The organism is Olsenella absiana (assembly GCF_036408855.1).
In the GTDB taxonomy this organism is placed as follows: domain Bacteria; phylum Actinomycetota; class Coriobacteriia; order Coriobacteriales; family Atopobiaceae; genus Olsenella_K; species Olsenella_K absiana.
Genome location: NZ_JAZGJQ010000001.1, coordinates 116,527 through 141,311, shown reverse-complemented (window position 1 = coordinate 141,311; position 24,785 = coordinate 116,527). Strand labels below are relative to the sequence as shown.

Genomic DNA, 24,785 nt, shown 5'->3' with positions numbered 1-24,785 from the left:
CCGCGGCCGCGGCGCGCACGGAGGCGTAACGCCGACGTGACGCGCCCTGGGGCCGGGGGTGCGGGCAGGCAGGTGGGTGCAGACGGATGCAGGCGGGCGCCGCACGAGGGGCCCGCGCACGACGAAGGGGCCCCAGACGTGCGTCCGGGGCCCCCTAAGTCTCTTGCCGCTCTGCGCTCGTGGCCCTAGCGGCCACCGGCCTTGCGCCTCTTGTGCGTCCGGCCCTCCGAGCGCCTGTTGGCGGCATCAATCGCCCTCTCGATCGCTCGGGGCGTCTCGCCCATGATCTGGGAGTCGATCTCCTCGCGGGTCGAGGGCCTTCCTGCGTGCTGGACCTCGTAGTCGAAGAGCATGTTCTCGACGTTCTGCTTCCCGTGCTTGATGCCCACGTAGAGCACCGCGCTCGAGGGGACGCCGATCGCGACGAGCACGACGCCGGCGACGCCGGCCGCCCTGCTCGAACCGCCCACGAGGCCCCACCAGACGAGGATGACGCCGATGGCCACGAGCGAGTACGCGAGGCGCTTGTAGGCCTGGAGCCTCATGAGGGCGCGGGTCTGGTCCTGCGCCTCCTTGAGCAGTGGGTCCGACGTCTCATGCGAGGCGCCGGGACGCCTGCCTCCCTCTCGTGCCATCGACGTCCCTTCTCGCTAGTAGGACAGGCCCGGGTCGAAGAAGGACGTGTTGATGCCCGGGATGGTGATGCAGCCGACGAGGGCGATGACCACGAGGATCAGCATGACGATGGTCGGGCTGATCTTCTTCTTGGTCATGAGCCACCAGCACAGGTACACGAACAGGAGGTTCAGCGCCTTGGGCATGATGCCGTCGAGGGTCTTCTGCAGGACGAACGCGCTGTCCGCGGAGAACTGGACGGCGAAGGAGGTGGAGATGGACACCCAGGTGCCGGCGACGGCGCCGATGACCATGGTGCCGACCGTGCCGATCGCGGAGCGAAGGGCCGCCGACTGCGGGCCGACGAGCGCCTCGACCGCGGCGCCGCCCATGGAGTAGCCCTGGTCGAAGGCGTACTTCATGCCGAAGTACATGAGGGCGTTCCAGGCGACGATGTAGAAGATCGGGCCGAGGACGGAACCGCCCTGGGAGAGGCCCATGGCGATGCCGAGCAGGATGGGGATGAAGGTGCCGACGATGATGGAGTCGCCGAGGCCCGCGAGCGGGCCCATGAGGCCGGCGCGGATTCCGTTGATGGTCTCGGAGTCCATCGGCTCGCCGTTGGCGCGGGCCTCCTCGAGGCCGACCGTCAGGCCGACGACGATCGATCCGATCTGCGGCTCGGTGTTGAAGAACGCGCTGTAGGTCTTCAGCGCCTCGACCTTGTCCTCGTCCTTGTCGTACAGCTCGTCGATGGCGGGCAGCATGGCGGCAAGGTAGCCGAAGGTCTGCATGTGCTCTTGCGTGAAGCAGGTGAGGTTGCCGTACGCCCAGCGCAGGAACACGCTCTTGCGGGTCGCATCCGAAGTCTTCTTGAGCTCAGCCATGATTAGATGTCCTCCTCGTCATCATCGTCGAGCGCAGGACCGGCCGCGACGGCGGGACGAGCTGCGATGGTCTTGATCTCGAAGTTAATAAGGGCGACAAAGACTGCGACGATCGCGGAGGCGATCAGGTTCATGCCGAGCACGGCGGCCAGCATGAAGCCGACGATGAAGGTGACCCAGTCCTGCCATCCGTCGATGACCTGGCGGCAGAGGATCGCGATACCGACGGTGGGAAGCAGCGAGCCGACGGTGAAGAGCGTCTTCATGAAGAGACCGTCCATGGGGAGGTACTCCTTCATGAGGTCGACCATGGTGGGGCCGGCCATGCAGATCACGACGGTCGGGAGGAAGGAGAACAGGATGTGGGAGATCCAGGGGAAGACGTAGTCGACGAGGGGCAGCGTCTTCTTGATGTTGCCCCAGTTACCGGCGTCCATGGCCTTCCAGCCGATGCCCTGCCAGACGAGGTTCATGGTCTGGGTGCCGTAGAACAGGACGGTGCCGAGCGTGCCGACGGCCGAGCCGATGGAGGCGGCGTAGCCTGCGGCGGCGGCGCTGTTGGGGTCGAGGCCCTGTGCGGTGATGCCCATCATCGCGAGGGGGATGCCGATGTAGGTGACGGCGCGCACGTCCGCGGAGACCGTGCCGCCAGGGGTGACGAGGGCGATGTAGACGACCTGGATGGCCGCACCAACGATGATGCCGAGGCCGACGTTGCCCATGATGATGCCGACGATGAGACCGCCGACGAGGGGCCGGCCGAGCGTGTAGTTACCGATGGTGGTGCCACCCATGCCCGGGAGCGATGCGAGGCACGCGAAGAGCCCAAGGAATATCGCTTGGACGATGTTGATCGTCATGACAGGAATCCACCTTCCTTGTTGTCAGACCTACCTGGACTACTTGAGGTCGAACTTGCCGCGGAAGTCCGGCCAGTGCCCGATGGCCGCCTCCTTGATCAGCGCGAACCAGACGTCGTAGCCCTTGTTCTCGATGTCCTCGAACGCCTGGGCCTCCTCCTGCGTGATCGACTGGTTGTTTCCCAGCTTCACGGTGCCGGGGCGGTCGTTGCAGGGACCGACGACGACGGTCTTGACGTCGGAGGGCTTGAAGTCGAGGTCCACGAGGATGTGCTTCATGTCCAGCGGGTTCTTGGTGATCAGGAAGTAGTTGGACTTCGAGCTCAGGACCGAATCCTTCTTCTCGTTGAAGTGGTCCATCGTCCAGACGAAGATCTTCTTGTCCGGCGCGGCGCCCTTGTAGGCGGCCTTGAGCACGGGGTTGCTGGCGGCGACGTCGTTGACGGCGACGATGCCGTCGCAGGGGTACTCGCGGCTCCAGCGCGTGACGGTCTGGCCGTGGATCATGCGGTCATCGATGCGAACGAAGCTAATCATGTCTTGCGCTCCTTCCTTTCCTGCGGTTCCTTTCTTGCCTTACAGGTCTTCCTCGTCCTCGTCAGCGATCGCGAGCTCGACCTCCTTGATGGCCGCCGCGGACTCGCCGAGGACCTGTGCCCTGAGGGCGTCGTCGTCAAGACCGTCCTCGATAGCCATGAGTGCGCTGATCGCCATCGGCAGGTTGACGCCGCCGAAGGCGATGGTGTGGGGAAGGAGGCCCTTCTCCGTCAGGGTGTTAAGGGTGTTGGTGAGGGGCGAGCCGCCGATGATGTCGCCGAGGACGACCACCTCGTCGTCCGGCGTGACCGGCTCGATGACCTTCTTGAGGTTGGCGACGAAGTCGTCCGCGGAGACGCCGTCCTCCATGCTGTAGGCGAGCACGTTGTCGCGCTTGCCGAGAAGCATCTCGAGGACGCTCTTGACCCCCGGCGCCATGGTCCCGTGGCTTACGATGAGCAGGTACTTCATTCGTTCTCCCTTCGCGCAGCCCTACACACATGGCGGGGAGAAGGACGTGGACGACGCGCGGGTGTGAGAAGCTTCCCACCTGCCCGGCACCGGGCCTCGGCCCAGGCGCTGGCTCGCCACGCGCGCACCTCCCTACACCCCACCACGAGATACCAGAAGAGGCCAAATCGCACTCGAGCGCCCGCGAGGTTGCCACGGGCGAGGCGATTGGGACTAGCCGAAACCAGCATCACCTGTTCAACACAGACTATCCACACAAAATACAACCAAGAACTATACTAGCCCGACTTCCAGACGTACAGCCCGTTCGCCGAATTGGAGCGGATAAGTTCTCGAACAGATTGCACAACAAAAGTAACCAATGACAGCCACGCTTCATCATCCTGAAACAACCTGGGAACAATCCCATACAGCGTCCCTCGTGGCGCCGGGCGCAGGCGCCGCGAGGGTATAATTCAAAATCTACTAAATAGTAGGGATCCGTCGAGACGGACGCCCCGCGCCGTCCCTCGGACCGCGCGTCGGGGTGCCAGCAGGAGGGGGACGCGCATGGCACGAGGCAAGCGGAGGGGCGGCTCCGGGCTCGAGGGGACACGTCCCCTCTCGACGCCGACGGCCGTCTCCGTCGCCGAGGTGAGGCGCCTCCCCACCAACGTCCTTCGCAAGGTGGAGCCTCAGGACAAGCCCAGCCCCCTGCCGCTGGTCCGGCTCGCGATGTCTCTCCTCTTCCTCTTCCTCGTCGCCTTCGCGGCTTGGGTGATCGGCTGGTGGCCCGTCACCTGCCTCTTCTGCGTCCTGCCCTTCGCGGGCCTCGTCGGCGCGCGCTCGGTGGCGCGCCGCTTCGCCCGGGCGACCCTCGGGCGCTCTGACGCCGTCCCGTCCCCCGGTACCCCCGCCTCCCCCGACGCCGTCCCCTCCCCCGACGGGATGGCAGGCACAGAGCTGGGCGGCTTCCTCGCAGACCCCGCCGACCCCCGTCGCACCATGCTCACGGCCCCACTCAAGGCGCACCTTCGCGAGCGGATCGAGCGCAATCGCGCGGCCGAGGCCCGCGCCACAGCCGCCTGGCTCGCCAGGCATGGCGGCCCCGAGGAGGCGGACGTCACGTCGAGCGACGGCTGCGCGCTGCACGCCCGGGTCTTCCGCGCCGAGCCGACGGGCGCCGACGGCCGCGGCAGCCAGCGCTGGGTCATCCTCCTCCACGACTACCGCGGTAGCTGGGAGGAGGTCATGCCCCTCGTCAGGCGCTACGTCGAGGCGGGCTTCTCGGCCGTGGTGTGCGACCTGCGCGCATCCGGGCAAAGCGCTGGCGAGTGGGTCGGCCTCGGCTACCTCGACAGCCTCGACGTCGTCGCCTGGGCCAGCTGGGCCGTGGACGAGGGCGCGCGCAGCGTCGTCCTGCACGGCAGCGGCATGGGGGCCGCTGCGGCGCTCATGGCCGCCGGCGAGCAGTCCCTGCCCGAGGAGGTGACGGCCGTCGTGGCGGAGAACTGCTACACGGACGCCTGGATGGCCGCCTGCTGCCTCTACCACGCCCTCGGCCTCGACGTGCACCCCGCCATGGACCTCGTCCGCTCCTACCTGCGCCACCAGAGGGGCGGCTACGACATCGCCGCCGCGAGCCCGCAGGAGTACCTCGGCGACCTGCGCGTGGGCGTGCTGTTCCTCCAGGGAGCGCGCGACACCCTCGTGCCCCCCTACATGTCAACGCTCCTGTGGCGCAGGGCGCGCGAGCTCAACCCCACGCTCGACCACAGGATCGAGTCCTTCGACAAGGCGGGCCACCTCACGCTCGAGCTGGCCGAGCCCGAGCGCTACTGGCACGCCGTCTTCGACTTCCTCTCGCGCCGCGTCTAGGCGTGGCCTCGCCCCGATTCCGGCTCCCTCCGCGACCTCCCCACTTTTCCCTTGAGTTTTAATTCCTACTAATTAGTATGAATTGCGTGAAACAAAAGGGCCCGCGGCTATAAATGCACTCAGGGGGGTAGCATTAGCCGTGTCAGCCCAGGCCAGCCCGGCCCCGCACCGGACGTGGGCCACACGCGTTCTGCCATCAGACGGACATAGGAGAGAAGCACATGTCAGAGCAGCTACTTCGAGTATCAGGCCTCTCGGCTGGGACCGAGGACAACCCCATCCTGCACGACATCGACATCTCGGTCGCGGCCGGCGAGACCCACGTCCTCATGGGGCCCAACGGCGCGGGCAAGTCAACGCTCGGCCACGTGATCATGGGCGACCCCGTCTACAAGGTCAGCTCCGGCCGGATCGAGTTCGCGGGGCAGGACCTCACGGACGAGGGCGCCGACAAGCGCTCCCTGGCCGGCATCTTCCTCTCCTACCAGGCACCCGTCGAGGTCCCCGGCGTGCCCCTCTACAGCTTCCTGCGCACCATCACCCAGAAGCGTCCCGAGCTCAAGATGACCGCCAAGGAGTTCCGCAAGCGCGTGGGCGACATCGCCGACGAGCTCGACCTCAACCAGAGCTTCCTCACCCGCGAGCTCAACGTGGGCTTCTCGGGCGGCGAGAAGAAGAAGATCGAGATGCTCCAGCTCCTGCTGCTCAAGCCCAAGCTGGCCATCCTCGACGAGACCGACTCCGGCCTCGACGTCGACGCCCTCTCCGTCGTCTCGCGCGGCATCGAGGCCTACCGCAGGACCTGCGACGGCGCGCTGCTCATGATCACGCACAACACCCGCATCCTCGAGAAGCTCACCGTCGACCGCACGCACGTGATGGTGAAGGGCCGCCTCGTTGCGGAGGGCCCCGCCTCGCTGATCGACGACATCGACGCCCACGGCTTCGAGCGCTTCGAGCGCGAGGCTGAGGCGAGGGGTGATGCCGAGTGAGCGACACCCGAGACGTCAAGAGGACGCAGGTCGCCGACGTCGACCGCTCCATCTACGACTTCGTGAAGAGCGAGGAGGGATACGAGCGCTACGCCGACGGCCTCACGCCCGAGATCGTGCGCTCCATCTCCGAGAAGAAGAGCGAGCCCCAGTGGATGCTCGACCTGCGCCTCGAGGCGCTCGAGGTCTTCCACGAGCGGCAGATGGCGCCCAACTGGGGCCCCTCCATCGCCGGGCTCGACATGGACCACATCTCCACGTACGTCTCGCCCAAGACCAAGCAGGCGAGGGACTGGGACGACGTGCCGAAGGACATCAAGGACACCTTCGAGCGCCTCGGCATCCCGCAGGCGGAGCGCGACTCGCTGGCCGGCGTCGGTGCCCAGTACGACTCGGAGATCGTCTACCACAACATGCGCGAGGAGGTCGCCAAGTACGGCGTGGTCTACACCACGATCGAGGACGCGCTGCAGGACCCCAAGTGGGAGCCCGTCGTCCACGAGTACTTCGGCAAGCTCATCCCCATGCGCGACCACAAGTTCGCGGCGCTGCACTACGCCGTGTGGTCGGGCGGCTCGTTCGTCTACGTGCCCGCAGGAGTGACCGTGGAGTACCCGCTCCAGAGCTACTTCCGCCTGAACGCCCAGGGCGCGGGCCAGTTCGAGCACACGCTGATCATCGTGGAGCCCGGCGCGGACCTGCACTTCATCGAGGGCTGCTCGGCGCCCAAGTACTACGAGGCCAACCTGCACGCCGGCGCGGTCGAGCTCTACGTGAAGGACCACGCGCGCCTGCGCTACTCGACCATCGAGAACTGGTCCAAGAACATGTATAACCTCAACACCAAGCGCGCCAAGGTGGGGGCGGACTCCAAGATGGAGTGGGTCTCCGGCAGCTTCGGCAGCCACGTCTCCTACCTCTACCCCACCACGATCCTGCAGGGGGACCGCTCGAGCTGCGAGTTCACCGGCATCACCTTCGCCGGCGCCACCCAGGACCTCGACACCGGCTGCAAGGTCGTCCTCAACGGCCGCGACACGACCGGCTCGGTGGAGACCAAGTCCATCTCCAAGGACGGCGGCGTCAACACCTTCAGGAGCTCCATCGTCGTGGGCAAGCACGCCGACAACGCGCGCGCCACGGTGAGCTGCCAGTCCCTCATGCTCGACAACATCAGCCGCTCCGACACCATCCCGGCCATGGACGTGCGCAACCCCACCGCGAGCGTCGGCCACGAGGCCACGATCGGCCGCATCTCCGACGACACGATCCTCTACCTCATGAGCCGCGGCTGCTCGGAGGCCGAGGCCCGCACCATGGTCGTCAACGGCTTTGCCAACCCCGTGTCCAAGGAGCTCCCGCTGGAGTACGCGGTCGAGATGAACAACCTGATCAAGCTCGAGATGGAAGGAGCGATCGGCTAATGGCGGACGATAACGCAACGCTCGGGGCCGCCGTAGCGAACGAGCCCCGCAAGGTCACCCTCTCCCACGTCAACACGCCCCCCGCCGAGACCTGGAACTACCTCAGGGCCAACGACATAACCCTCACGGTGCCCGCGCTCTCGCGCAAGGGAGACGTCTACTTCGCCCTCCCCCAGCTCTTCGGTAGGATCGAGTGCGGCATGGGCGACAAGGTGACCGAGTGGGTCACGAGCCAGGCGGCAGACGCCACCTACGTCGAGGTCCCCCGGAACACGGTGCGCACGGAGCCCGTCGTCGTCGACGTAGACGCCGACGCCGGCCAGGTCGCAGACACAGGGGTCATGATCCGCGAGGGCGCCGAGGCGACGGTCGTCGTGGTCGCCCACGGCAGCGGCAGCGAGGCCGCGACCTCCGCCGCGCTCACCCGCATCGTGTGCGAGAAACGCGCGAAGCTCCACCTCTTCGAGGTCCTCGCCCTCCCGGACGCCGAGACCCACCTCGAGAGCGTCGGCATCGTGGCCGACGACGACGCTACCATCGAGGTGCGCCAGTACCTCCTCGGCGGCGCTACCCAGGCCGTGGGCCTCACGGCGGACCTCGCGGGCGACCGCGCCAGGATCAGGCTCCAGACGCGCTACCTCGGCAGGGGCACCGGCGTCCTAGACATCAACCACGTCGTGCGCCAGCGCGGAGAGAACAGCCGCGCCCACGTGGACGAGAGCGGCGTGCTCGCGGACGCGGCACACAAGAGCCTGCGTGCCACCATCGACCTCGTCCACGGCGCCAAGGGCGCCAAGGGCGACGAGGCGGAGACGGTCCTTGTTACCGGCGACGACGTAGTCAACAAGACCATGCCGGTCATCCTGTGCGACGAGGACGACGTCCAGGGCAACCACGGCGCCACGATCGGCTCGATCGGCGGCGAGCAGCTGCAGTACCTGCGCGACCGCGGCCTCAGCGAGGAGGAGGCGAACGACCTCTTCGTGAGGGCGCTCTTCGACGACGCCGTTATCTCCTCCCCGACCGCGTCCGCCCGCAGGGCGGTCCTCGACCGCGCTGCGGCGGTCCTCGGCCAGGAGGTCGCACTCGACCTCGCCGAGGGCCTCGAGCTCGAGTGCTCCGACACGCGAGAGGAGGCCTAGCCATGACGGCAAGCACGACCCTCACCGCAGACGAGCTCGCCCTCATCGCCCAGAGCCCGTACAAGGCGGACTTCCCGCTGCTCGCGGACAACCCCGACCTCGCATTCCTGGACAGCGCCGCCACGTCGCAGCGTCCCAGGCAGGTGCTCGACGCCCAGCGTCGCTTCTACGAGACGATGAACGCCAACCCCCTGCGCGGCCTCTACCGCCTCTCCGTCGAGGCCACCCAGGCCATCGCCGACGCCCGCGCCCACATTGCGCGCACCATCGGAGCCGTCGGCGAGGACGGCGAGCCCGCCGCAGACGACGTCGTCTTCACGCGCAACGCGAGCGAGTCGCTGAACCTCCTCGCCCACACGCTTCCCGACGTCGTCGGGCTCGGTCCCGGTGACGAGGTCTGCGTCTCCATCATGGAGCACCACTCCAACATCATCCCCTGGCAGCAGGTCTGCCGCCGGACCGGCGCCAAGCTCGTCTACCTCAGGCTGGACGACTACCGCATCACGCCCGAGGAGGTCGCGCGCAAGATCGGGCCCAGGACCAAGATCGTCTCGGTGACCCACGTCTCCAACGTCCTCGGCGTGGAGAACGACATCCGCCCGATCGCCGCCGCGGCCCACGCGGTCGGCGCCCTGTGCGTGGTCGACGGTGCCCAGAGCGTCCCGCACCTCAAGGTCGACGTCCGCGAGCTCGGTTGCGACTTCCTGGCCTTCAGCGCGCACAAGATGGGCGGCCCGATGGGGATCGGCGTCCTGTGGGGCAAGCACGACCTCCTCGAGCGGATGCCGCCCTTCCTGACCGGCGGCGAGATGATCGACTCGGTGACCGAGGAGGACGCCGTCTGGGCGCCCGTGCCGCAGAAGTTCGAGGCGGGCACGCAGGACGCCGCCGGCGCCTACGCCTTCGACGCCGACCTCACCTACCTCGAGTCCGTCGGCATGGAGGAGGTCGAGGGGCGCGAGCGCCTCCTCGCCCGCTACCTGACCGACTCCCTCGCCGGACTCGACTTCGTGACCGTCGTGGGCCCCGCCGACGGCGCGCGCCACGTGGGCGCCGTGAGCTTCGACGTCCGCGGCGTGCACCCGCATGATGTCGCGTCGATCCTCGACATGAGCGGCGTCTGCATCCGCGCAGGCCACCACTGCGCGCAGCCCCTCCTCACCTACCTCGGCTACAACAGCACCTGCCGCGCGAGCGTGGCGTTCTACAACGACAAGGCGGACATCGACCGGCTCGTCGAGGGCCTCGAGCAAGTCTGGAGCATCTTCAATGGACGTAACTAGCCTGTACAACGCTCAGTTCATGGACCACGTCGCGCACCCCGACTACAAGTACGACATGGGAGCCTGCACCTGCGAGCACGACGGCGTCAACCCGAGCTGCGGCGACGAGCTGCACCTCAAGGTGAGGCTCGGCGACGACGGCAGGATCGAGGAGGCGGCCTACACCGGACACGGCTGCGCCGTCTCCATGGCGTCGGCCGACATGATGAGCGACCTCATGGTCGGCAAGACCCCCGAGGAGGCCGTCGCCCTCTGCGAGCTCTTCAAGGACATGGTCACCGGCAAGGAGACCGACGCGGAGAAGCTCGACGAGGACCTCGACGAGGCCGCCATGCTCAAGGACGTGAGCCACATGCCCGCGCGCGTCAAGTGCGCGGAGCTCGCCTGGCGCACCCTCTCCGAGATGCTCAAGGGCGCGTCCTCGGAGGCGAGCACGACCGAGGGCGCTTAGCGCCCGGGAGCGCCGCAGCCTCCGGGCCGCGCCGAGCGCCCCGCACCATTCGGCCCGGACCTGCCCACCATGTGGTCGGCAGGTCCGGGCCGCACCCGACCAGACCACGATGCGAAGGGAGCGCGAGATGTCTGGCATGTTCTCCACCAAGGGCAAGTACGCCCTACGCGCCATGGCCGACCTGGCCACGCACGACGGATGGATCTCACTCGGCGATGTCTCGAGGAGGCAGAACATCTCGCGCAAGTACCTCGAGCAGGTGATCTCGCTCATGCACAAGGCCGGCTACGTGGAGAGCCAGCGCGGCAAGGGCGGCGGCTACCGGCTCACGCGCAGGCCCGAGGACTACACCCTCGGCCAGATCCTCCGGGCGGCCGAGGGCTCCCTCGCCCCCGTGGCCTGCCTCGACTGCACCAACGACGAGATCTGCCCCATCATCAACACCTGCCCCACCGTCACGGTCTGGCGCGACCTCGGCAAGGTCATGGCGGAGTACCTCGACAGCAAGACCCTCGCGGACATCATCAACCGCCGCAACGACCAGAACGAGATCGAGGGCCTCACGGACTGGCACCCCAAGGGCAGCCGCTCCGGCAGGGCGCGCACCCGCGCCGGACGAGGCGAGTGCTGAGACGCGGGGGGCGCGGCTGACGTCGCGGCTCCCGCCTTACCCCGTCGCCTTGATGTCCCAGTCCACGCCGCCGAGGTAGTCGTTCGTGGCGGAGCTCACGGACGCGTCCCGGTCGCCCAGGCCCATCGCCTCTATGTAAGTGAGCGCCCCGCCGCTCGACAAGTCCACGAACTCGCTCAGCTGCCCGCGTCCCTTGGGCCCCTTGACACCGCCGCTGCCGCTCGTGATGATCCAGGGCCAGTTGGTAGTCCACACCTCGACGTGGCTGTCACCGAGCGTCTGACTGTACACCAGAGAGTTGCCGATGTCGCCGGCGTTCTCCGCCACCTTACCGTCCTCGAACTCGAGCCTCGCGAGGGGCGTCACGTCGTCTTGGCCGCCGAGCGGGGAGCAGCACTTGGGGTAGATCCTGGCCTCGTCGCCGTCCACCATCACGTCCACCTTGCCGCGCCAGTATTCGGGCAGGGAGAACTGGAAGCTCCTCGCGCGGACCACGTAGGACTCGTCGTCCGAGTCCGTGTCCGCCTCGGGGTCGCCGCCCTCGTCAGCCATCCCGCCTGCGACCGAGCCGCCACCATCGTCCGCGTCCCTCGTGGCCGACCCCTGCTCGTCGATCGGCCTCGCCGTCGACTGGCGCACGATGCCCACCGCCCGGTCCGCGCACCCCGACAGCAGGCATGTCCCCAGGACCACGTTGGGCAGGACCAGGGCCGCCACGAGCGCGACGGCCCATCTCGGCGCCCTCCTCCTCGCGGTCCCCGGTGCGGACGGCCCAGAGGCGGGCACGGTCCCGAACGGGCACGCCTCTGCGCCGAGGCCAGCGGGGTCCCCGTCGCATCCTTGGTGGGACCTCGCCCCGTCGTGGGCTTCCCTCCCGCGATCGGAGAAGCGCATCTCGTCCTCCTCTTCCTCGGCTCTGAATCGGATCCGGATGTGCGCGCCTGGCAAGCGGCCAGGGCAGCCGGTAGGACGTCATCTTCAGCATGTCTTCAGTATTGGGAGCAGAGGGGGGCGTGTCACGGTCTGATTCGGCCTGCGGCGCCCGACGGGCACGGCGAGGCTTGTCCGGCGGCGCGGCTGGGCTGAGGCGCAGCCCCTCGGGGCATGCGAGGGCCCGGCACGACAAAGGGGCCGGCCCGAAGGCCGACCCCTCATGAATCAACGTAGGTTCCCTCGAAGGGCGCGGACACACGCGAGGGTCCCGGCGCCCTCCACTGGCGTCGATCTATGCCGCCTCAACAGCAGGGACTAGAAGTTCCAGCCCTTGCCGTCAGAGCCGAAATCGCGGATGAGGCCCTCGGCGGTCTCGGTGATGGCGTCGAAGCCCGGCTTCAGGAACTTGCGCGGGTCGTAGTTCTTGCCCTCGAGGTCCTTGCCGCTCTCCACGTAGGCGCGCATGGCGGAGTGGAAGGAGAGCTGGAGCTCGGTGTTGATGTTGATCTTGGCCACGCCCAGGGAGACGGCCTTCAGGACCTGCTCCTTGGGGATGCCGGAGCCACCGTGCAGGACGAGCGGCAGGTCGCCGGTCCTCTCCTGGATGGCGGCGAGCTGGTCGAAGTTCAGGCCCTTCCAGTCCGCGGGGTACGGGCCGTGGATGTTGCCGATGCCGCAGGCCAGGAAGTCGACGCCCAGGTTGGCGATGGCCTCGCACTGCGCGGGGTCGGCCAGCTCGCCCTCGGCCGTCACGCCGTCCTCGGTACCGCCGATGCCGCCGACCTCAGCCTCGATGGAGAGGCCCTTCCGGTGGGCGAGCTTCACGAGCTCCTTGGTATGGTCGATGTTGGTCTGGAACTCGGCCTCGTGCGAGCCGTCGTACATGATTGAGGTGAAGCCGGCGTCGATGCACTTGAAGCAGTCCTCGTAGGAGCCGTGGTCGAGGTGAAGGGCGACCGGGACGGTGATGTCCATGGAGTCGAGCATGTCGCGCACGACGTCGGCGACGACCTTGAAGCCCTTCTGCCACTTGGCAGCGCCGGAGGTGCACTGGATGATGACCGGGGACTGGGTCTCCTCGGCGGCGGTCAGGATAGAGCGAGTCCATTCGAGGTCGTTCGTGTTGAAGGCGGCGATCCCATAGTGGCCCGCCTTGGCTGCCTTGAGCATGCCTGCTGCGTTAACGAGCATGATACCTCCTGACATAGGGACTACGGCAGTGCTGCCGCACTTCCCCTAATCATAGCCGCCACGAGGGCCGCATCATAGCGTTTTCACCCACAATCCAGGCCGCGCGAGCCACCCACGGACCAGGCGCCCGCGCCCCCCGCCTCCCTGCGCACCTTCGCCAGGGACGTGCCCGGACGCGCGGTAGCTGGGCACATGTAGGAGCTATGGCAGCTTTCTGTGCTTCGTGGGGCGCGTCGCCGCGCCCTCTAGACTGGGTAGCTAATTCACGGGTGGCTCATTCGACCTAAGGAAGGCACATGTCCTTGAACACTGATGACCAGTCGAGAAGCGACGCTCAGACCACGATGGCCTGGGGCGCCCCCGCACAGGCCGGCCGCGCCGCCGGGGCCTCCGGCAGCGCGGCCGCGAGGGCGCGCTCCGAGCGGCCCCGCAGGGTCCGCCTGCGCCAGGACGGCGCGCAGGGGCCCCGCGCCAAGGGGGCGGCGGACGCGACGCGCACCTCCGTCCCCATGACCCAGCGGGCCGCCTTCGGCCAGGCAGCGCCCTACGGCCAGCCCTCCGCCCTCGGTCAGCAGGCGCCCGCCGGCGCGCCCGGTGCCTCCCAGCCGGACTCCGGCGAGGACGCCCATCCCGTCTCCATCTCGCTCGTCGTGGGCTCGGTCCTCTCGGCGGTGACCTCGCTCCTGCTCTCCTCGAGCATCGGCATCGGCGGCTCGCTCATCGGCATCGCCGTCGGCGCCGGCATCTCCTCAATCGCGACCCAGCTCTACACCCGTCTCGCCTCCAAGGCGGGCGAGAAGCTCAAGGACGTCGCGAGCGGCTCGGGCATCGGCTCCCAGCAGATCGCAGGGGTGATGGACTCCAGCCAGCTCGACGCCGCAGATGCGACGCGCGGCTCGTTCGCCCAGGGCTACGGCGAGGTCGCCGACTCCGGCACGCCCTACGTCACCCCCGAGATGCACGAGGCGGTCGCGGCACGCGAGGCCTCGCGCGCCGCCGTGGTGCGCAGGCGCGGCATCCTGGTCGCCGTCGTGGCGTCGGTCGCCGTGGTCCTCGCGACCGCGGCCGTCGTGAGCTTCGCGACCGGGGGCTCGGGCATCGGCCCCAAGACCCAGTCGATCGTATCCGCCCCCGTGGTCGAGGACACGACGGACGCAGGCAAGGGCTCCTCGTCGGCCACGTCGACCAGCGGCGAGGCGAGCTCGTCCGAGAAGGGCGGCTCCTCGAAGGCCGCCACGGGAGACGCCTCCACCTCCCAGGGCACCGCGGCCGACTCGGCGTCTGCGAGCACCGGCGGCTCCAGCGGCACGGGCTCGGGCTCGACCGGTACCTCTACCGGCTCGACCGCCTCGAGTTCCTCGTCCTCGGGCTCCTCTTCCTCGGGCTCCTCCTCCACGGGCTCGACCAGCACCGGCTCCACCGCGGCCGGAGGCGGCGCCAACGTCGGCACCTCGGGCTCCGGCAACACCTCGTCGGACGGCTCCGGAAGCTCCTCCGGCACCGGTACGTCGAACGGCGGCTCCGGCTCGGGCTCTAAGTCGGACTCGAGCGCCAATTCCTCCTCCACGGGCAGCACCTCCGGAAGCACTTCCTCGCAGGCGGCGAGCTAGGCTAGCAACCCGCCGCGCACCGCACTCCCCTACGGGTCCGCCGCCCCCCTCGTGACGCCCTCACGAGGGGGGCGTCTCATGGACATCCGAGGCGGCCGGTTGCGACCCGCCCGGGCGAGGTGTATCCCTAGTACTGCCCGGGCGGGCCGCCTCCGTCCGGCGTGCTCGTACGACAGGCGGAGGGACGGCGACGGGAGAGGCACTCCATGAGCGACACCGAGAGGCGAGGGTCCGAGGCGAGGACGGCAGGGCGCGCCAGCGCCGGGACGCGGGCCCCAGGTGACGCGGCCGGCTCGCGTCCCGGCGCCTGCTACCCCTGCCACGACGCGAGCGTCAGCCACCGCATGGCCCCGGAATGGCACGGCGGCGGGGAGTCGGCGGTGCTCGTCACGGAGGCCACCTTCGACGACCAGGCGCGCCTCGTCGGCCGGGTCGGCATCTCGATGCTCTCGGTGGGGACGGGCGCCTGGAGGGTCATCGAGTCGATGAACGCGGTCGCGCGCAAGCTCTCCCTCTCCTGTACGGTCGACGCCGGCCTGACGTCGATCAGCTACACCTGCTCCCGCGGCGCCGAGCGCACGAGCGCCTCCTACTCCCTGCCCACGACGGGCGTGAACACCGACCGGCTCGACCGCCTGAGCAGGTTCGTGCGCGAGTTCTGCGAGCGCGACGACCTGACCCTCGCGGAGGCCCACGCCACCCTCGACGAGATCTGCTCCATGAGGGGCAACTACACCCCCCTCCAGGCAGGGCTCTCCTCCGGAGCCGCCTGCGCCGCCTTCACCTTCCTGCTCGGGGGCGGGCCGATCGAGATGCTCGTCTCGCTCGTCGGCGCCTTCGTGGGCAACTGGTTCAGGCGCCACCTGATCGACCGGCGCGTCTCGCTCGTCCCCAACGTGATGGCGTCGGTGGCGCTCGCCTGCCTCGCCGCCGTCTGCGGCTACCTGCTGCTCGAGCGGCTCTTCGGGCTGAGCCCGCTGCACGAGTCCGCCTACGCCTGCGCGATGCTCTTCATCATCCCCGGCTTCCCGCTGATCACGGGCGGCATCGACCTCGCCAAGTCCGACATGCGCTCCGGCATCGAGCGCATCTCCTACGCCCTCGTCATCATCACGACCGCGACCTTCACGGGCTGGGTCGTGGCGACCCTCGCGGGCTTTGCCCCGGGCGACCTGCAGGGGGTGGCGCTCGACCCGCTGGCGCGGGCGCTGCTCCGGGTCGCCATGAGCTTCGTGGGCGTCTTCGGCTTCTCGCAGATGTTCAACAGCACGCCCCGGATGGCGGCGACCGCCGCCTCGATCGGCGCCGTCTCCAACACGCTGAGGCTCGAGCTCGTGGACCTCGCCGGCTGCGCGCCCTCGCTCGCGAGCTTCCTGGGCGCGCTCGTGGCGGGGCTTCTCGCCTCGGCCGTTCAGCGACGCGTCGGCTACCCCAGGATCTCGCTCACGGTGCCGTCCATCGTGATCATGGTGCCCGGCCTCTACATGTACCGTGCCGTCTACAACCTCGCCCTCGGCAACAGCGCCGACGGGGCGTCGTGGCTGTTCAACGCGGCGTTCATGGTGCTGGCGCTCCCCCTCGGGCTCATCGTCGCCCGCGCGCTCACCGACCGCCGCTTCAGGACGACGGTCTAGGCGACCCGCTGGCGACGCTACCTGCCGAGCAGCGAGAGGACCTGGCGCTTGCAGGCGAGGAACTCCTCGGTGAGGGCGAACTCCGCCGAGCTCAGGTCCTTCTCGCCCCGGGGCACGCGGAGCTCGGCGCGGATGCGGCTGGGGTCTCCCGCCGAGGGCGTCCCCTCCAGCACGTAGATCCTGTTCGCCATGCTCACGGCCTCGTCCACGTCGTGGGTGATCGCCAGCGTGGCGATCCTCAGCTCCTTCGCCATCCGGCAGTACCAGTCGCGCATATCCACCCTGGTCAGGGCGTCGAGGGCCGAGAAGGGCTCGTCGAGGAGCATCACGTCGTTGCCCATGAGGTAGGTCCTCAGGAAGGCGGCGCGCTGCCGCATGCCGCCGGAGAGCTGCGAGGGCCATAGCCGCTCGCAACCGGCCAGGCCGAAGCGCTCGAAGAGGGGCGCGGCCTTCTCGCGCGCCTCGGCCTTGGGCATCCCGCGCACCACCAGGGGCAGCGAGACGTTGTCCACGATCGTCTTGGAGGGCAGGAGCAGGTCCTTCTGGAGCATGTAGCTCACGCGCCCCGGCCTGCCGGTCACGTCCTCGCCGTGCAGGAGCACCCTGCCCTCCCGGGGCATCGTCAGGCCGGAGAGCGCGTGGAGGATGGTCGTCTTACCGCAGCCGGACTTGCCGACCATGCAGACGACCTCGCCGGGGTCGAGCCTCAGGCTCGCGTCGCTCACCACCACGTGCTCGCCGTCCCACGAGAGCGTGAGGTGGCGCGCCTCGAGCGCCGCGACGCCGCTCTCAGGCATATCCCTCTCCTCCATGGCGCTCCCTCCGGTCTCGCTAGGCCAGGTACTCGGTCGTGAAGCCGGCGTTCACGTCGAGCTTGTTCTTCACGAGGCCGTTGTCGTTCAGCCACTGGTAGAAGCGGCTCCAGCGCGCCGGGTCGATGACGCCCCAGCCGGAGGCGTCGGCCACGTACTGGTCGGCGAGGTAGGCCTGGGACTGCTTGACCAGCGCCGCGTCGAGCTCCGGAACCTCCTGGCAGAGGATGTCGGCGGCCTCGTCGGGGTTCTCCACGCAGAACTCGTAGCCCTTCTTGCAGGCGGCGACGAACGCCTTGGTGAGGTCGGGGTTGGCCGCGACGAAGTCGTTGTTGCCGGCGATGACCGGGGTGTAGTAGTCGAAGGTCTCGTCGGTGTCGACGAAGGAGAAGTAGTTGACGTCGACGCCCTCGAGCTGCGCCTTCTGGACCGCCCAGGCCATGTAGACCCAGACCGCGTCGTACATGTTCGCCTGCAGGCCCGCCACGTCGTCGTCCGTCTCGTAGGGAACGAGCGTGACCTTGTCCCAGTCGCCGCCGTCGCGCTCGACGCACTGCCTCATGATGGCCTGCTCCACCGGCATCTCCCAGGTGGTGTAGGTGTGGTCCTCGAGGGCGGCGAAGCGGGTGATGCCGTCGGCCTTGCGGCTCATGATCGCGGAGGTGTTGTGCTGGATGACGGCGGCGAGCGCCTCGATGGGCATGGGGCTATCGGAGGCGAGACTGTTGGCGATGTAGTCCTGGTAGGAAATGCCGAACTGCGCCTGCCCCGAGCCGATGACCTGCTCGGCCGAGCCGTCTGCGGGCTGGATCACGGTCACGTCGAGGCCGGCGTCCTTGAAGTAGCCCTTGTTGAGCGCCACGTAGATGCCCGTGTGGTTGGTGTTGGGCGTGTAGTCGAGGCAGAAGCTGACCTTCGTCAGGCCGGAGTCCCCCGCGGCGGCGGAGCCGGAGGCCGACCCCTTCGCGGCGTCGGCGGCGCCGGAGTTGTCGTAGGAGCCGCAGGCGGCGAGCGCCAAGGACGCCCCCGCGAGGCCCGCCCCCTCCACGAACGCGCGGCGGGAGAGGCCCGAGGGGCCGGTGTGCCTGGAGTCTTCGAAACGCGTCATCTTTCGTTCCTTTCCGCCCTCGTCCAGGGCATCGCGAGGCGCTGGAGCAACTCGACGAGCTTCATCAGCGCCAGGGAGAGGGCCGAGATCAGGATGATCACGGCGAACATCTTGTCGTACGAGAAGGACTTGCGCACGCGGGTCATGTAGACGCCGAGGCCCGAGAAGCCCCCGAGCCACTCGGCGATGACGGCGCCGACGATGGCGTAGGTCGCCGAGATCTTGAGACCGCTGAAGAACTCGCCCATCGCCGCCGGGAGCTTCACGTTCCAGAAGACCTGCAGGCGGCTGGCGTTCATCGTGCGCATGAGGTCGAGCATGTCGGGGTCGACCGACCTGAAGCCGGAGACGAGCGACACCGTCACCGGGAAGAAGGTGGAGATCACGACGAGGACGACCTTCGGCGCGAGCCCGTAGCCCATCCACAGGACCAGGAGGGGCGCGATGGCCACGGTCGGGATGGTCTGCGAGATGGTGACCAGGGGGTCGAGCGCGAGGCTGACCGTCTCGAAGGCGTCCATCAGGACCGCGACGACGAACCCGACCGCCACGCCGATCGCGAGGCCGAGCGCGGCCTCGACGAGCGTCGTCGCGGAGTGCTGCAGGAGCAGGCCGACGTCTCCCACGAGGGCAGCCACGACTTGCGTGGGGCTCGGCAGCATGAAGTTGGGCACGACGCCGAGTACGACCACCAGCTGCCAGACAACGAGCAGGACCGCGATGGTCGCGAGCGGGACCCAGATCCTGCGTGCCCGCCTGGGGCGCGGTCGGCGCGTGGCGGGCCTCCTAGGCGACATCGGCGGCCTTCGCGGAGAACTCCGGGTCGCCCTGGTGGTACTTGGCGACCTTGTGCTCCGTGCTCATCACGTCGCCCTCGCTCTTGTAGTCGATCTTCACGTAGGTCGCCACGTGGCCACAACCCGCCTTGGCGCCCACGAGCTGGCAGTTCTTCACGATCTCCATGCACTGGTCGTAGTCGCCCTCGATCGCGGTCTCGAAGGGCCCGACGAAGTAGTCGACCCCCGTGGAGTCGATGTAGGCGATCACCGCGTCCACGATGCGGCAGACCTCGTCCTCGTCGGTGGCGTCCATGGGCAGGTACTGGATGGCGACGCTGCAGTTCATCTCTCGAATCTCCTCCCGGCGGGCGCCTTGGCCCCCTGCGCGTGCGCGGGAGAGGAGACGAGGCCCCGCCTGCTCTCGGGACCTCGCTACAAGGTGTGATGGTCCCTTCGCCGGCATTGTCCGGACAGGTTCTATGGGTCGGGGCCGCCGTGGGCCCCCTCTCAGCCGGCGTGCGCCAGCTCCCCTTCTGGGAGAGTATAGTCCTTTGCGAGACAGGCGGACCCGGGAGGTGCACGGATGTGCCATAGGATGTCGCCCCTGCAGGCGGCCGAGATGCGCGAGGCCCTGCGCGCCCTCAGGGAGTCGGGGCGCGCCCGCGTCCCCGCGGCGGGCGCGCCGGCGGCGAGCGACGCCTACCCCGGAAGCCAGGTCCCCCTGTTCGTGCCCGACGCCGCAGGCGCCCTCGAGGTCGCGACGCTCTCCTGGGGCTTCGACTCCCCCGCGAGCCGCGGCCTCGTGTTCAACACCCGGATCGAGACGGCCCTCGCGCAGGCGCGCGCCGGGCGCGGCCTCTGGGCGCGTGCCGCCTCCGAGGGCCGCTGCCTCGTGCCCGTCCGCTGCTTCTACGAGAGCGCGGACGCGGGAGCGGCGGCGCAGGGCGAGAAGGACCCGCGCTCGGAGTGGGCAGCCGGCGCGCCGGCGCGCGCCAGAAGGCCCCAGTGGCGCTTCCGGCTCGCGGGGCACGCCGTCTTCCTCCTCGCCTGCGTCGCCGACGGCGGGCGCTTCTCGGTCGTGACCTGCCCTCCCAACGGGGACGTCGCGCCCGTGCACCGCCGCATGCCGCTCGTGCTCGCCCCGGGCGAGTCCGCCGTCTGGCTCGGGCCCGACTACGCGAGCCTCGCCGACCGCTCCCGCGTCCGGCTCGACGCCGAGCCCGCGGAGGACGCGCGGGCGTGAGCGGCCGGCCGGCGCACGGGCGGAGGGCCCGCGTCCCCTCTCCCACGCGGGCGCGGCCGGGCGGGCGCCCCTCCGTCGCTAGAGGAACCTGCCCAGCCAGGGGACGCGCTCGACGAGCCAGGTCGCGGCGAGACCGAGGGCGAGCGAGGACAGGAAGCAGCCGAGCACGTAGAGCCAGAGGGGCGCGAACGTCGTGGGCACGAGCGCGACGAAGGCGTGCACGAAGACCGGGTGGATCACGTAGAGGCCGAAGCCCAGGTGGTCGAGGCCGCGCACGACGGGGTGCTCGGAGACGGGCGCGTCGCCCAGGAGGCGCTTGAAGGCGAGGAAAACCGCCAGGGCGAAGGGGGCGACGAGGGCGCCCTGGGGGAAGAACGCGTAGTCCGCGCTCGTCTCGGCCAGCTCCGCCCACGCCCCGATGGCGGTCGCGGCGGCGCAGCACGCGGTGCCGGAAAGGCCGATGCGCCAGTCGAGCCTGAGGTGGCGGTGGGCGAAGTAGCCGAGCAGCACGTAGCCGACGGGGTAGGCGCCCTCGGGCACGTGCAGGGTCGCGAGGTCGAGCCCGAGCAGCGCGTTGAGCGTCGGCACGACGAAGCAGAGCACGTAGATCGCCCCGAGGGTGAGGAGGTAGGTCTCGCGCGAGGCCGCGCGGACGAAGGCCCTGAGCGCCGGGACGAACAGGTAGACGCCGATGAGGGCGTAGACGTACCACATGTGGTCCCACGAGCTGCCGAACAGGAGGCTCCGGAGCCCCTCTCCGAGGGCCTCCGGAAGGCCGGCGCCGTCTTGCAGCATGAGCCCTGAGACGTTGAAGGCCAGGCCGAAGGTGAGAAGGACCACGACCATGCGCCATACGTAGCGACGGATGCGGTCGAGCCCCACGTCCTTCTCGGGGTCCAGGAGCAGGGCGCCCGTGATCATGAAGAAGACCGGCACCGCCCAGCGCGTGAGCGGGATCATGAAGGCCTGGCCCACCGCGCGGGCGACGAGGTCGTCGACGGCGGGCGCGGCGTCCTTGAGCGTGGAGACGACCGCGTGCATGAAGACGATGGCCACGGCCGCGACCGCGCGGAGCCACGCGAAGTAGTCGACCCAGGGACGGCCGCCCCGTCCGGACGCGGCGGAGGTGCGCCCCCGGGACCCGTCGCGCGACCTGGCGCCGCGCGACCCCCCGGAGCGCTTCGCCCGCCCCGCCTGCACCGCATCCTCGCCCAAGCCGGCCCGCCTCTCGCCTAGGCCCGCACGCGCTCGCGACGGGAGCGGAGGAACTCCTCCACCTCGTCGAGCGTCGGCATGGCGCGCTGGGCGCCGGGCTTGCCGACCGCGAGGGCGCTCGCGGCCGTGGCCACCTCCATCGCGGAGGTCAGGCCCTCCCCGCGCACGAGCTCGGCGGCGAGCATGCCGAGGTAGGCGTCGCCCGCGCCGGTCGTGTCGACCGCGTCGACCCTGAAGGCCTCGACCAGGTGGGGGGCGTCCTCGCCCTCCCCCATGGTCACCGAGCCGCGCCTGCCGAGCGTGATGATCGTGTCCGCGACGCCGCAGCGCTCGAAGAACCCGAGCGCGTCGCGCTGGCGCCAGCGGTCTGCGGGGTAGACGCCGGAGAGGCGCTCGCACTCCGTCTCGTTGACGCACAGGATGTCGAGGTCGCGGTAGAGCACCTCGGGCAGCTCGAAGGCGGGGGCCGCGTTGAGCACGGTCCTGACGCCGCGCGCGTGCGCGTGCGCGAGGAGGGCCCCGGTGGTCTCCAGGCTGCACTCCAGCTGGGTGAGCAGGATGTCGCCCTCCTCCGCGATGGCGTCGAAGTCTGCGATGGCCTCGTCGGGGCCGAGCGCCAGGTTGGCGCCGGGGTCGACGATGATGCGGTTCTCGCCCTCGCAGCGGATGATGACCGCCGTGCCGGTGGGGTAGCCCTCCGCGCGGCAGACGGCGTCGCAGCGGACGCCGTACCACTCGAGGCCGTCCGTGAGCCTCCTGCCGAACTCGTCGGCACCGACGCGGGCGATCATGTGCGTCTCGACGCCGGCGCGCACGGCGGCGACGGCCTGGTTGCCGCCCTTGCCGCCCGCGTTGGTGAAGAACCCCGAGCCCATGACCGTCTCGCCCTCGCGCGGCATGCGGCCGCAGACGACCGAGAGGTCCATGTTGAGACTTCCGAATACGATGACCTTAGCCATGGGGCGGCTCCTCTCGCCTTCTGGTCCGACGGGCGCGGGCGGTCGGCTACAGCTCCTCGACCTCGCCCGCCATCAGTCGATGGTACATAACCTCGTTGGCGGCGAGCTCCTCCCTATCGTCCAACGGCTCCAGGTCGGCACTGCCGTAGCGCCGCTCGAGGGCACGCGCGATGAGCCAGTCCGCGACGCCGGGGTTCTTGGGTAGCAGGGGCCCGTGGACGTAGGTCCCGAGCACGTTCTTGTAGAGGCAGCCCTCGAAGCCCGACGCGCCGTCGTTGCCGCGCCCGAAGAGCACCCTGCCGAGCGGCTCGACGCCCTCCCCGAGGTGCGTGCGGCCCGCATGGTTCTCGTAGCCCACGATCGGCTGGGGCGAGACGCGCGACTCGACGGCGATGTTGCCGATGATGCGCGGCTCCCCGTGGTCCGTGAAGAGGTCGACGAGCCCCAGGCCCTCCACGACCTGGTCGCCCATCGCGTAGGAGTGGCCGAGGAGCTGGTAGCCCCCGCATACCGCCGCGAGGACGCCGCCGTCCTCCACGAAGGCGGCGAGCTCGTCTTTCTCCTCGAGGAGGTAGTCGCAGACGATCCTCTGCTCCCGGTCGGAGCCGCCGCCGATGAAGGCGATGTCCACGCCCGAGAAGCTCGGGCGGTCGCCCACGTGCACCTCGCGGACGTCCGGCTCGATGCCGCGCCACTCCATCCGCTTGCGCAGGCACAGGATGTTGCCGGAGTCCCCGTAGAGGTTGAGGAGCTCCGGGTAGAGGTGTGCGACCCTGAGGGTCCTCGAGGCGCTCTCACTCATGGCGCTCCCCCATCCGCTCGAGCTCCGCCTTCGCAGGCCACAGCGCGCTGTAGTTCGTGAGCACGTAGAGCGGGCGCTCCCGCGGCAGGTCGGAGATCGCCTCGAGCGCCTCCGCCACGCTGCCCGCGATCGGCGCCTCGATGCCCGCGTACTTGAGGCGCACCTGGACGTCGTTCGCGCGGTGGCCGCCCGCGACGACCCTCAGGGCCTCGGGGGAGCCGGCGAGCCGCTCGAAGTCCACGTCCCAGATCCAGGAGATGTCCTTACCGTCGTTGAAGTCGTCGTTGATAACGAGGAACGCGGCCTTCTCGCGCTCGTCCGCGAGCAGCAGCGAGATGTTCTGGTTGAAGCCGGTCGGGTTCTTCGCGAGGTTGAGGACGACCTCGCGGCCGTCGACGACGAAGTGCTGCAGGCGGCCGTTCTCGGGGTGGTAGCCGTCGAGCGCCCGCTGGAAGGTCTGGCCGTCCACGCCCGCGAGCGAGGCGGCGACGAAGGCCGCGAGCAGGTTGTAGACCATGTAGACCCCGCCGAACGAGGCGCAGACGCGCACCTTGCCGGGAAGCGTGCGGCCCGAGGCGTCGAACGAGACGCCCTCGCGTCCCACGCGCACCCCCGTGGCCCAGAAGTCGAGCTCCGGGCGGGCGAAGTCGCCCCTGGGGCAGCGGAAGGCGCCGAGCTGCGCGTAGGTGCGGTAGTCGTAGTCGAGCTGCGCGCCGCACGCCTGGCAGAAGGCCCCCTCCGGGACGCGATCGGCGCCGAGGCGGAGGCCCTCGGCGATGCCGAAGGCGAGCACGCGGGTGCCCGCCTCGCGCGCCCTCAAGGCCACGCCCATGGAGATGGGGTCGTCGCCGCAGACCACGAGCACCGTCTCGGGCGAGGCGGCGAGGGCGGAGGCGATCGTGTCCTGGACGTGGTCGATCTCGCCCGCGCGGTCGAGCTGGTCGCGGAAGAGGTTCAGCAGCACGAGGTAGCGCGGCCTCAGCGCCGGCACGATGTTGACCGTCGAGAGCTCGTCGGCCTCCATCACCGCCCAGTCGGCGGAGCGGCCGGGCAGGAGCGCCGCCGCCACGCCGGCGGCCATGTTGGCGCCCTCGCGGTTGCAGAGCACGCGGTAGCCCGCCGCCTCCATCGCGCAGGCGAGGACGTTGTTGGTCGTCGTCTTGCCGTTGGTGCCGCAGACCACGATCGAGCCCTGCGAGAGCTTGGGCGCGAGCCCCGCTATCGCGTGGGGGTCGACGGCCAGCGCCACGCGGCCCGGCAGCTGCGAGGCGGACCTGTGCAGGACGTCGTGCAGGCCCCAGTGGGCGAGCCTGCCCAGGCCCGTCGCGAGCGCGGTGCGCGCCCCCATG

25 protein-coding genes are annotated in these 24,785 nt (G+C 69.4%); 10 read left to right on the top strand and 15 right to left on the bottom strand.

From position 1 onward, the window contains the following. Window positions 1-185: 185 nt before the first annotated feature. From VXJ25_RS00585 to VXJ25_RS00565, 5 genes are read right to left on the bottom strand one after another with little or no spacing between them, the layout of a single operon-like run. Window positions 186-635, bottom strand: coding sequence for a hypothetical protein (locus VXJ25_RS00585; RefSeq protein ID WP_330957264.1), 450 nt, complete (start codon window positions 633-635; stop codon window positions 186-188). A 15-nt stretch (window positions 636-650) separates the two neighbouring features. After that, complete coding sequence (locus VXJ25_RS00580; protein ID WP_330957263.1) at window positions 651-1,502, bottom strand: PTS system mannose/fructose/sorbose family transporter subunit IID; 852 nt, start codon at window positions 1,500-1,502, stop codon at window positions 651-653. A gap of 2 nt (window positions 1,503-1,504) precedes the next feature. Next, window positions 1,505-2,362, bottom strand: a complete 858-nt coding sequence (locus VXJ25_RS00575; protein ID WP_330957262.1) for a PTS mannose/fructose/sorbose/N-acetylgalactosamine transporter subunit IIC — start codon at window positions 2,360-2,362, stop codon at window positions 1,505-1,507. A gap of 39 nt (window positions 2,363-2,401) precedes the next feature. Further along, complete coding sequence (locus VXJ25_RS00570) at window positions 2,402-2,899, bottom strand: PTS system mannose/fructose/N-acetylgalactosamine-transporter subunit IIB (protein ID WP_330957261.1); 498 nt, start codon at window positions 2,897-2,899, stop codon at window positions 2,402-2,404. A 39-nt stretch (window positions 2,900-2,938) separates the two neighbouring features. Continuing rightward, on the bottom strand, window positions 2,939-3,370 hold the full coding sequence (locus tag VXJ25_RS00565) for a PTS sugar transporter subunit IIA (protein ID WP_330957260.1): 432 nt from the start codon (window positions 3,368-3,370) through the stop codon (window positions 2,939-2,941). Between the two features lie 549 nt (window positions 3,371-3,919). Here VXJ25_RS00565 and VXJ25_RS00560 point away from each other — a divergent pair. The 7 genes from VXJ25_RS00560 to VXJ25_RS00530 all read left to right on the top strand — a co-directional run bounded on the left by VXJ25_RS00560 (window position 3,920) and on the right by VXJ25_RS00530 (window position 11,150). Then, window positions 3,920-5,227: an alpha/beta hydrolase gene (locus VXJ25_RS00560; protein WP_330957259.1), complete on the top strand. Its 1,308-nt coding sequence runs from the start codon at window positions 3,920-3,922 to the stop codon at window positions 5,225-5,227. A gap of 221 nt (window positions 5,228-5,448) precedes the next feature. Next, entirely contained in the window at window positions 5,449-6,219 is a 771-nt protein-coding gene (gene sufC / locus VXJ25_RS00555) for a Fe-S cluster assembly ATPase SufC (protein WP_330957258.1), read from the top strand. After that, on the top strand, window positions 6,216-7,643 hold the full coding sequence (gene sufB / locus VXJ25_RS00550) for a Fe-S cluster assembly protein SufB (RefSeq protein WP_330957257.1): 1,428 nt from the start codon (window positions 6,216-6,218) through the stop codon (window positions 7,641-7,643). The genes sufC and sufB overlap by 4 nt, the downstream gene beginning before the upstream one ends. Then, entirely contained in the window at window positions 7,643-8,785 is a 1,143-nt protein-coding gene (locus tag VXJ25_RS00545) for a SufB/SufD family protein (protein ID WP_330957256.1), read from the top strand. Before sufB ends, VXJ25_RS00545 begins: the two co-directional genes overlap by 1 nt. A 2-nt stretch (window positions 8,786-8,787) precedes the next feature. Beyond that, the gene (locus tag VXJ25_RS00540; RefSeq protein WP_330957255.1) at window positions 8,788-10,068 is read left to right on the top strand and encodes an aminotransferase class V-fold PLP-dependent enzyme; all 1,281 of its coding nucleotides are present in this window, start codon (window positions 8,788-8,790) and stop codon (window positions 10,066-10,068) included. After that, window positions 10,055-10,519 carry a Fe-S cluster assembly sulfur transfer protein SufU gene (gene sufU, locus VXJ25_RS00535; RefSeq protein ID WP_330957254.1) on the top strand — a complete coding sequence of 155 codons (465 nt, stop codon included), beginning with the start codon at window positions 10,055-10,057 and terminating at the stop codon, window positions 10,517-10,519. The genes VXJ25_RS00540 and sufU overlap by 14 nt, the downstream gene beginning before the upstream one ends. 127 nt (window positions 10,520-10,646) lie before the next feature. Next, entirely contained in the window at window positions 10,647-11,150 is a 504-nt protein-coding gene (locus VXJ25_RS00530) for an RrF2 family transcriptional regulator (protein WP_330957253.1), read from the top strand. Between the two features lie 36 nt (window positions 11,151-11,186). Here VXJ25_RS00530 and VXJ25_RS00525 read toward each other — a convergent pair whose 3' ends face one another. Then, complete coding sequence (locus tag VXJ25_RS00525) at window positions 11,187-11,867, bottom strand: hypothetical protein (protein ID WP_330957252.1); 681 nt, start codon at window positions 11,865-11,867, stop codon at window positions 11,187-11,189. A gap of 531 nt (window positions 11,868-12,398) precedes the next feature. Next, on the bottom strand, window positions 12,399-13,274 hold the full coding sequence (gene fba / locus VXJ25_RS00520; RefSeq protein WP_330957251.1) for a class II fructose-1,6-bisphosphate aldolase: 876 nt from the start codon (window positions 13,272-13,274) through the stop codon (window positions 12,399-12,401). A 296-nt stretch (window positions 13,275-13,570) separates the two neighbouring features. Here fba and VXJ25_RS00515 point away from each other — a divergent pair, with 296 nt between their 5' ends. After that, window positions 13,571-14,884, top strand: a complete 1,314-nt coding sequence (locus tag VXJ25_RS00515; protein WP_330957250.1) for a hypothetical protein — start codon at window positions 13,571-13,573, stop codon at window positions 14,882-14,884. 206 nt (window positions 14,885-15,090) lie between these two features. Continuing rightward, window positions 15,091-16,518, top strand: coding sequence for a threonine/serine exporter family protein (locus tag VXJ25_RS00510; protein WP_330957249.1), 1,428 nt, complete (start codon window positions 15,091-15,093; stop codon window positions 16,516-16,518). Window positions 16,519-16,535: 17 nt separating this feature from the next. On the opposite strand, the gene VXJ25_RS00505 is transcribed toward VXJ25_RS00510, so the two are convergent. Genes VXJ25_RS00505 through VXJ25_RS00490 form a run of 4 tightly spaced genes read right to left on the bottom strand, consistent with a single transcriptional unit; the run spans window position 16,536 to window position 19,563 of the window. After that, window positions 16,536-17,315, bottom strand: coding sequence for an ABC transporter ATP-binding protein (locus VXJ25_RS00505; protein WP_330957248.1), 780 nt, complete (start codon window positions 17,313-17,315; stop codon window positions 16,536-16,538). A gap of 34 nt (window positions 17,316-17,349) precedes the next feature. Further along, a complete protein-coding gene (locus tag VXJ25_RS00500) occupies window positions 17,350-18,438 on the bottom strand; it encodes an ABC transporter substrate-binding protein (protein ID WP_330957247.1) in 1,089 nt (362 codons plus the stop codon). Then, a complete protein-coding gene (locus tag VXJ25_RS00495; RefSeq protein WP_330957246.1) occupies window positions 18,435-19,235 on the bottom strand; it encodes an ABC transporter permease in 801 nt (266 codons plus the stop codon). The genes VXJ25_RS00500 and VXJ25_RS00495 overlap by 4 nt, the downstream gene beginning before the upstream one ends. Then, the gene (locus tag VXJ25_RS00490; protein ID WP_330957245.1) at window positions 19,225-19,563 is read right to left on the bottom strand and encodes a thiamine-binding protein; all 339 of its coding nucleotides are present in this window, start codon (window positions 19,561-19,563) and stop codon (window positions 19,225-19,227) included. The genes VXJ25_RS00495 and VXJ25_RS00490 overlap by 11 nt, the downstream gene beginning before the upstream one ends. Before the next feature lie 237 nt (window positions 19,564-19,800). Between VXJ25_RS00490 and VXJ25_RS00485 the strand changes: the two genes are divergently transcribed. After that, window positions 19,801-20,460 carry an SOS response-associated peptidase family protein gene (locus VXJ25_RS00485; RefSeq protein WP_330957244.1) on the top strand — a complete coding sequence of 220 codons (660 nt, stop codon included), beginning with the start codon at window positions 19,801-19,803 and terminating at the stop codon, window positions 20,458-20,460. A 78-nt stretch (window positions 20,461-20,538) separates the two neighbouring features. On the opposite strand, the gene VXJ25_RS00480 is transcribed toward VXJ25_RS00485, so the two are convergent. The 4 genes from VXJ25_RS00480 to VXJ25_RS00465 are packed head-to-tail and all read right to left on the bottom strand — an operon-like array spanning window position 20,539 to window position 24,784. Continuing rightward, the gene (locus VXJ25_RS00480) at window positions 20,539-21,675 is read right to left on the bottom strand and encodes an acyltransferase (RefSeq protein WP_330957243.1); all 1,137 of its coding nucleotides are present in this window, start codon (window positions 21,673-21,675) and stop codon (window positions 20,539-20,541) included. A gap of 17 nt (window positions 21,676-21,692) precedes the next feature. Further along, on the bottom strand, window positions 21,693-22,634 hold the full coding sequence (locus VXJ25_RS00475; protein WP_330957242.1) for a ribokinase: 942 nt from the start codon (window positions 22,632-22,634) through the stop codon (window positions 21,693-21,695). A 46-nt stretch (window positions 22,635-22,680) separates the two neighbouring features. Continuing rightward, the gene (locus tag VXJ25_RS00470) at window positions 22,681-23,436 is read right to left on the bottom strand and encodes a type 1 glutamine amidotransferase (protein ID WP_330957241.1); all 756 of its coding nucleotides are present in this window, start codon (window positions 23,434-23,436) and stop codon (window positions 22,681-22,683) included. Next, window positions 23,429-24,784: a MurT ligase domain-containing protein gene (locus VXJ25_RS00465; RefSeq protein WP_330957240.1), complete on the bottom strand. Its 1,356-nt coding sequence runs from the start codon at window positions 24,782-24,784 to the stop codon at window positions 23,429-23,431. The genes VXJ25_RS00470 and VXJ25_RS00465 overlap by 8 nt, the downstream gene beginning before the upstream one ends. Window position 24,785: the final 1 nt, after the last annotated feature.

Excerpts from the sequence above, each read along its gene's own strand:
- VXJ25_RS00585 (WP_330957264.1), bottom strand. The coding sequence starts at position 635 with ATGGCACGAGAGGGAGGCAGGCGTCCCGGCGCCTCGCATGAGACGTCG.
- VXJ25_RS00580 (WP_330957263.1), bottom strand. The coding sequence starts at position 1,502 with ATGGCTGAGCTCAAGAAGACTTCGGATGCGACCCGCAAGAGCGTGTTC.
- VXJ25_RS00575 (WP_330957262.1), bottom strand. The coding sequence starts at position 2,362 with ATGACGATCAACATCGTCCAAGCGATATTCCTTGGGCTCTTCGCGTGC.
- VXJ25_RS00570 (WP_330957261.1), bottom strand. The coding sequence starts at position 2,899 with ATGATTAGCTTCGTTCGCATCGATGACCGCATGATCCACGGCCAGACC.
- VXJ25_RS00565 (WP_330957260.1), bottom strand. The coding sequence starts at position 3,370 with ATGAAGTACCTGCTCATCGTAAGCCACGGGACCATGGCGCCGGGGGTC.
- VXJ25_RS00560 (WP_330957259.1), top strand. The coding sequence starts at position 3,920 with ATGGCACGAGGCAAGCGGAGGGGCGGCTCCGGGCTCGAGGGGACACGT.
- sufC (WP_330957258.1), top strand. The coding sequence starts at position 5,449 with ATGTCAGAGCAGCTACTTCGAGTATCAGGCCTCTCGGCTGGGACCGAG.
- VXJ25_RS00545 (WP_330957256.1), top strand. The coding sequence starts at position 7,643 with ATGGCGGACGATAACGCAACGCTCGGGGCCGCCGTAGCGAACGAGCCC.
- VXJ25_RS00540 (WP_330957255.1), top strand. The coding sequence starts at position 8,788 with ATGACGGCAAGCACGACCCTCACCGCAGACGAGCTCGCCCTCATCGCC.
- sufU (WP_330957254.1), top strand. The coding sequence starts at position 10,055 with ATGGACGTAACTAGCCTGTACAACGCTCAGTTCATGGACCACGTCGCG.
- VXJ25_RS00530 (WP_330957253.1), top strand. The coding sequence starts at position 10,647 with ATGTCTGGCATGTTCTCCACCAAGGGCAAGTACGCCCTACGCGCCATG.
- fba (WP_330957251.1), bottom strand. The coding sequence starts at position 13,274 with ATGCTCGTTAACGCAGCAGGCATGCTCAAGGCAGCCAAGGCGGGCCAC.
- VXJ25_RS00515 (WP_330957250.1), top strand. The coding sequence starts at position 13,571 with ATGTCCTTGAACACTGATGACCAGTCGAGAAGCGACGCTCAGACCACG.
- VXJ25_RS00510 (WP_330957249.1), top strand. The coding sequence starts at position 15,091 with ATGAGCGACACCGAGAGGCGAGGGTCCGAGGCGAGGACGGCAGGGCGC.
- VXJ25_RS00505 (WP_330957248.1), bottom strand. The coding sequence starts at position 17,315 with ATGCCTGAGAGCGGCGTCGCGGCGCTCGAGGCGCGCCACCTCACGCTC.
- VXJ25_RS00500 (WP_330957247.1), bottom strand. The coding sequence starts at position 18,438 with ATGACGCGTTTCGAAGACTCCAGGCACACCGGCCCCTCGGGCCTCTCC.
- VXJ25_RS00495 (WP_330957246.1), bottom strand. The coding sequence starts at position 19,235 with ATGTCGCCTAGGAGGCCCGCCACGCGCCGACCGCGCCCCAGGCGGGCA.
- VXJ25_RS00490 (WP_330957245.1), bottom strand. The coding sequence starts at position 19,563 with ATGAACTGCAGCGTCGCCATCCAGTACCTGCCCATGGACGCCACCGAC.
- VXJ25_RS00485 (WP_330957244.1), top strand. The coding sequence starts at position 19,801 with ATGTGCCATAGGATGTCGCCCCTGCAGGCGGCCGAGATGCGCGAGGCC.
- VXJ25_RS00475 (WP_330957242.1), bottom strand. The coding sequence starts at position 22,634 with ATGGCTAAGGTCATCGTATTCGGAAGTCTCAACATGGACCTCTCGGTC.
- VXJ25_RS00470 (WP_330957241.1), bottom strand. The coding sequence starts at position 23,436 with ATGAGTGAGAGCGCCTCGAGGACCCTCAGGGTCGCACACCTCTACCCG.
- VXJ25_RS00465 (WP_330957240.1), bottom strand. The coding sequence starts at position 24,784 with ATGGGGGCGCGCACCGCGCTCGCGACGGGCCTGGGCAGGCTCGCCCAC.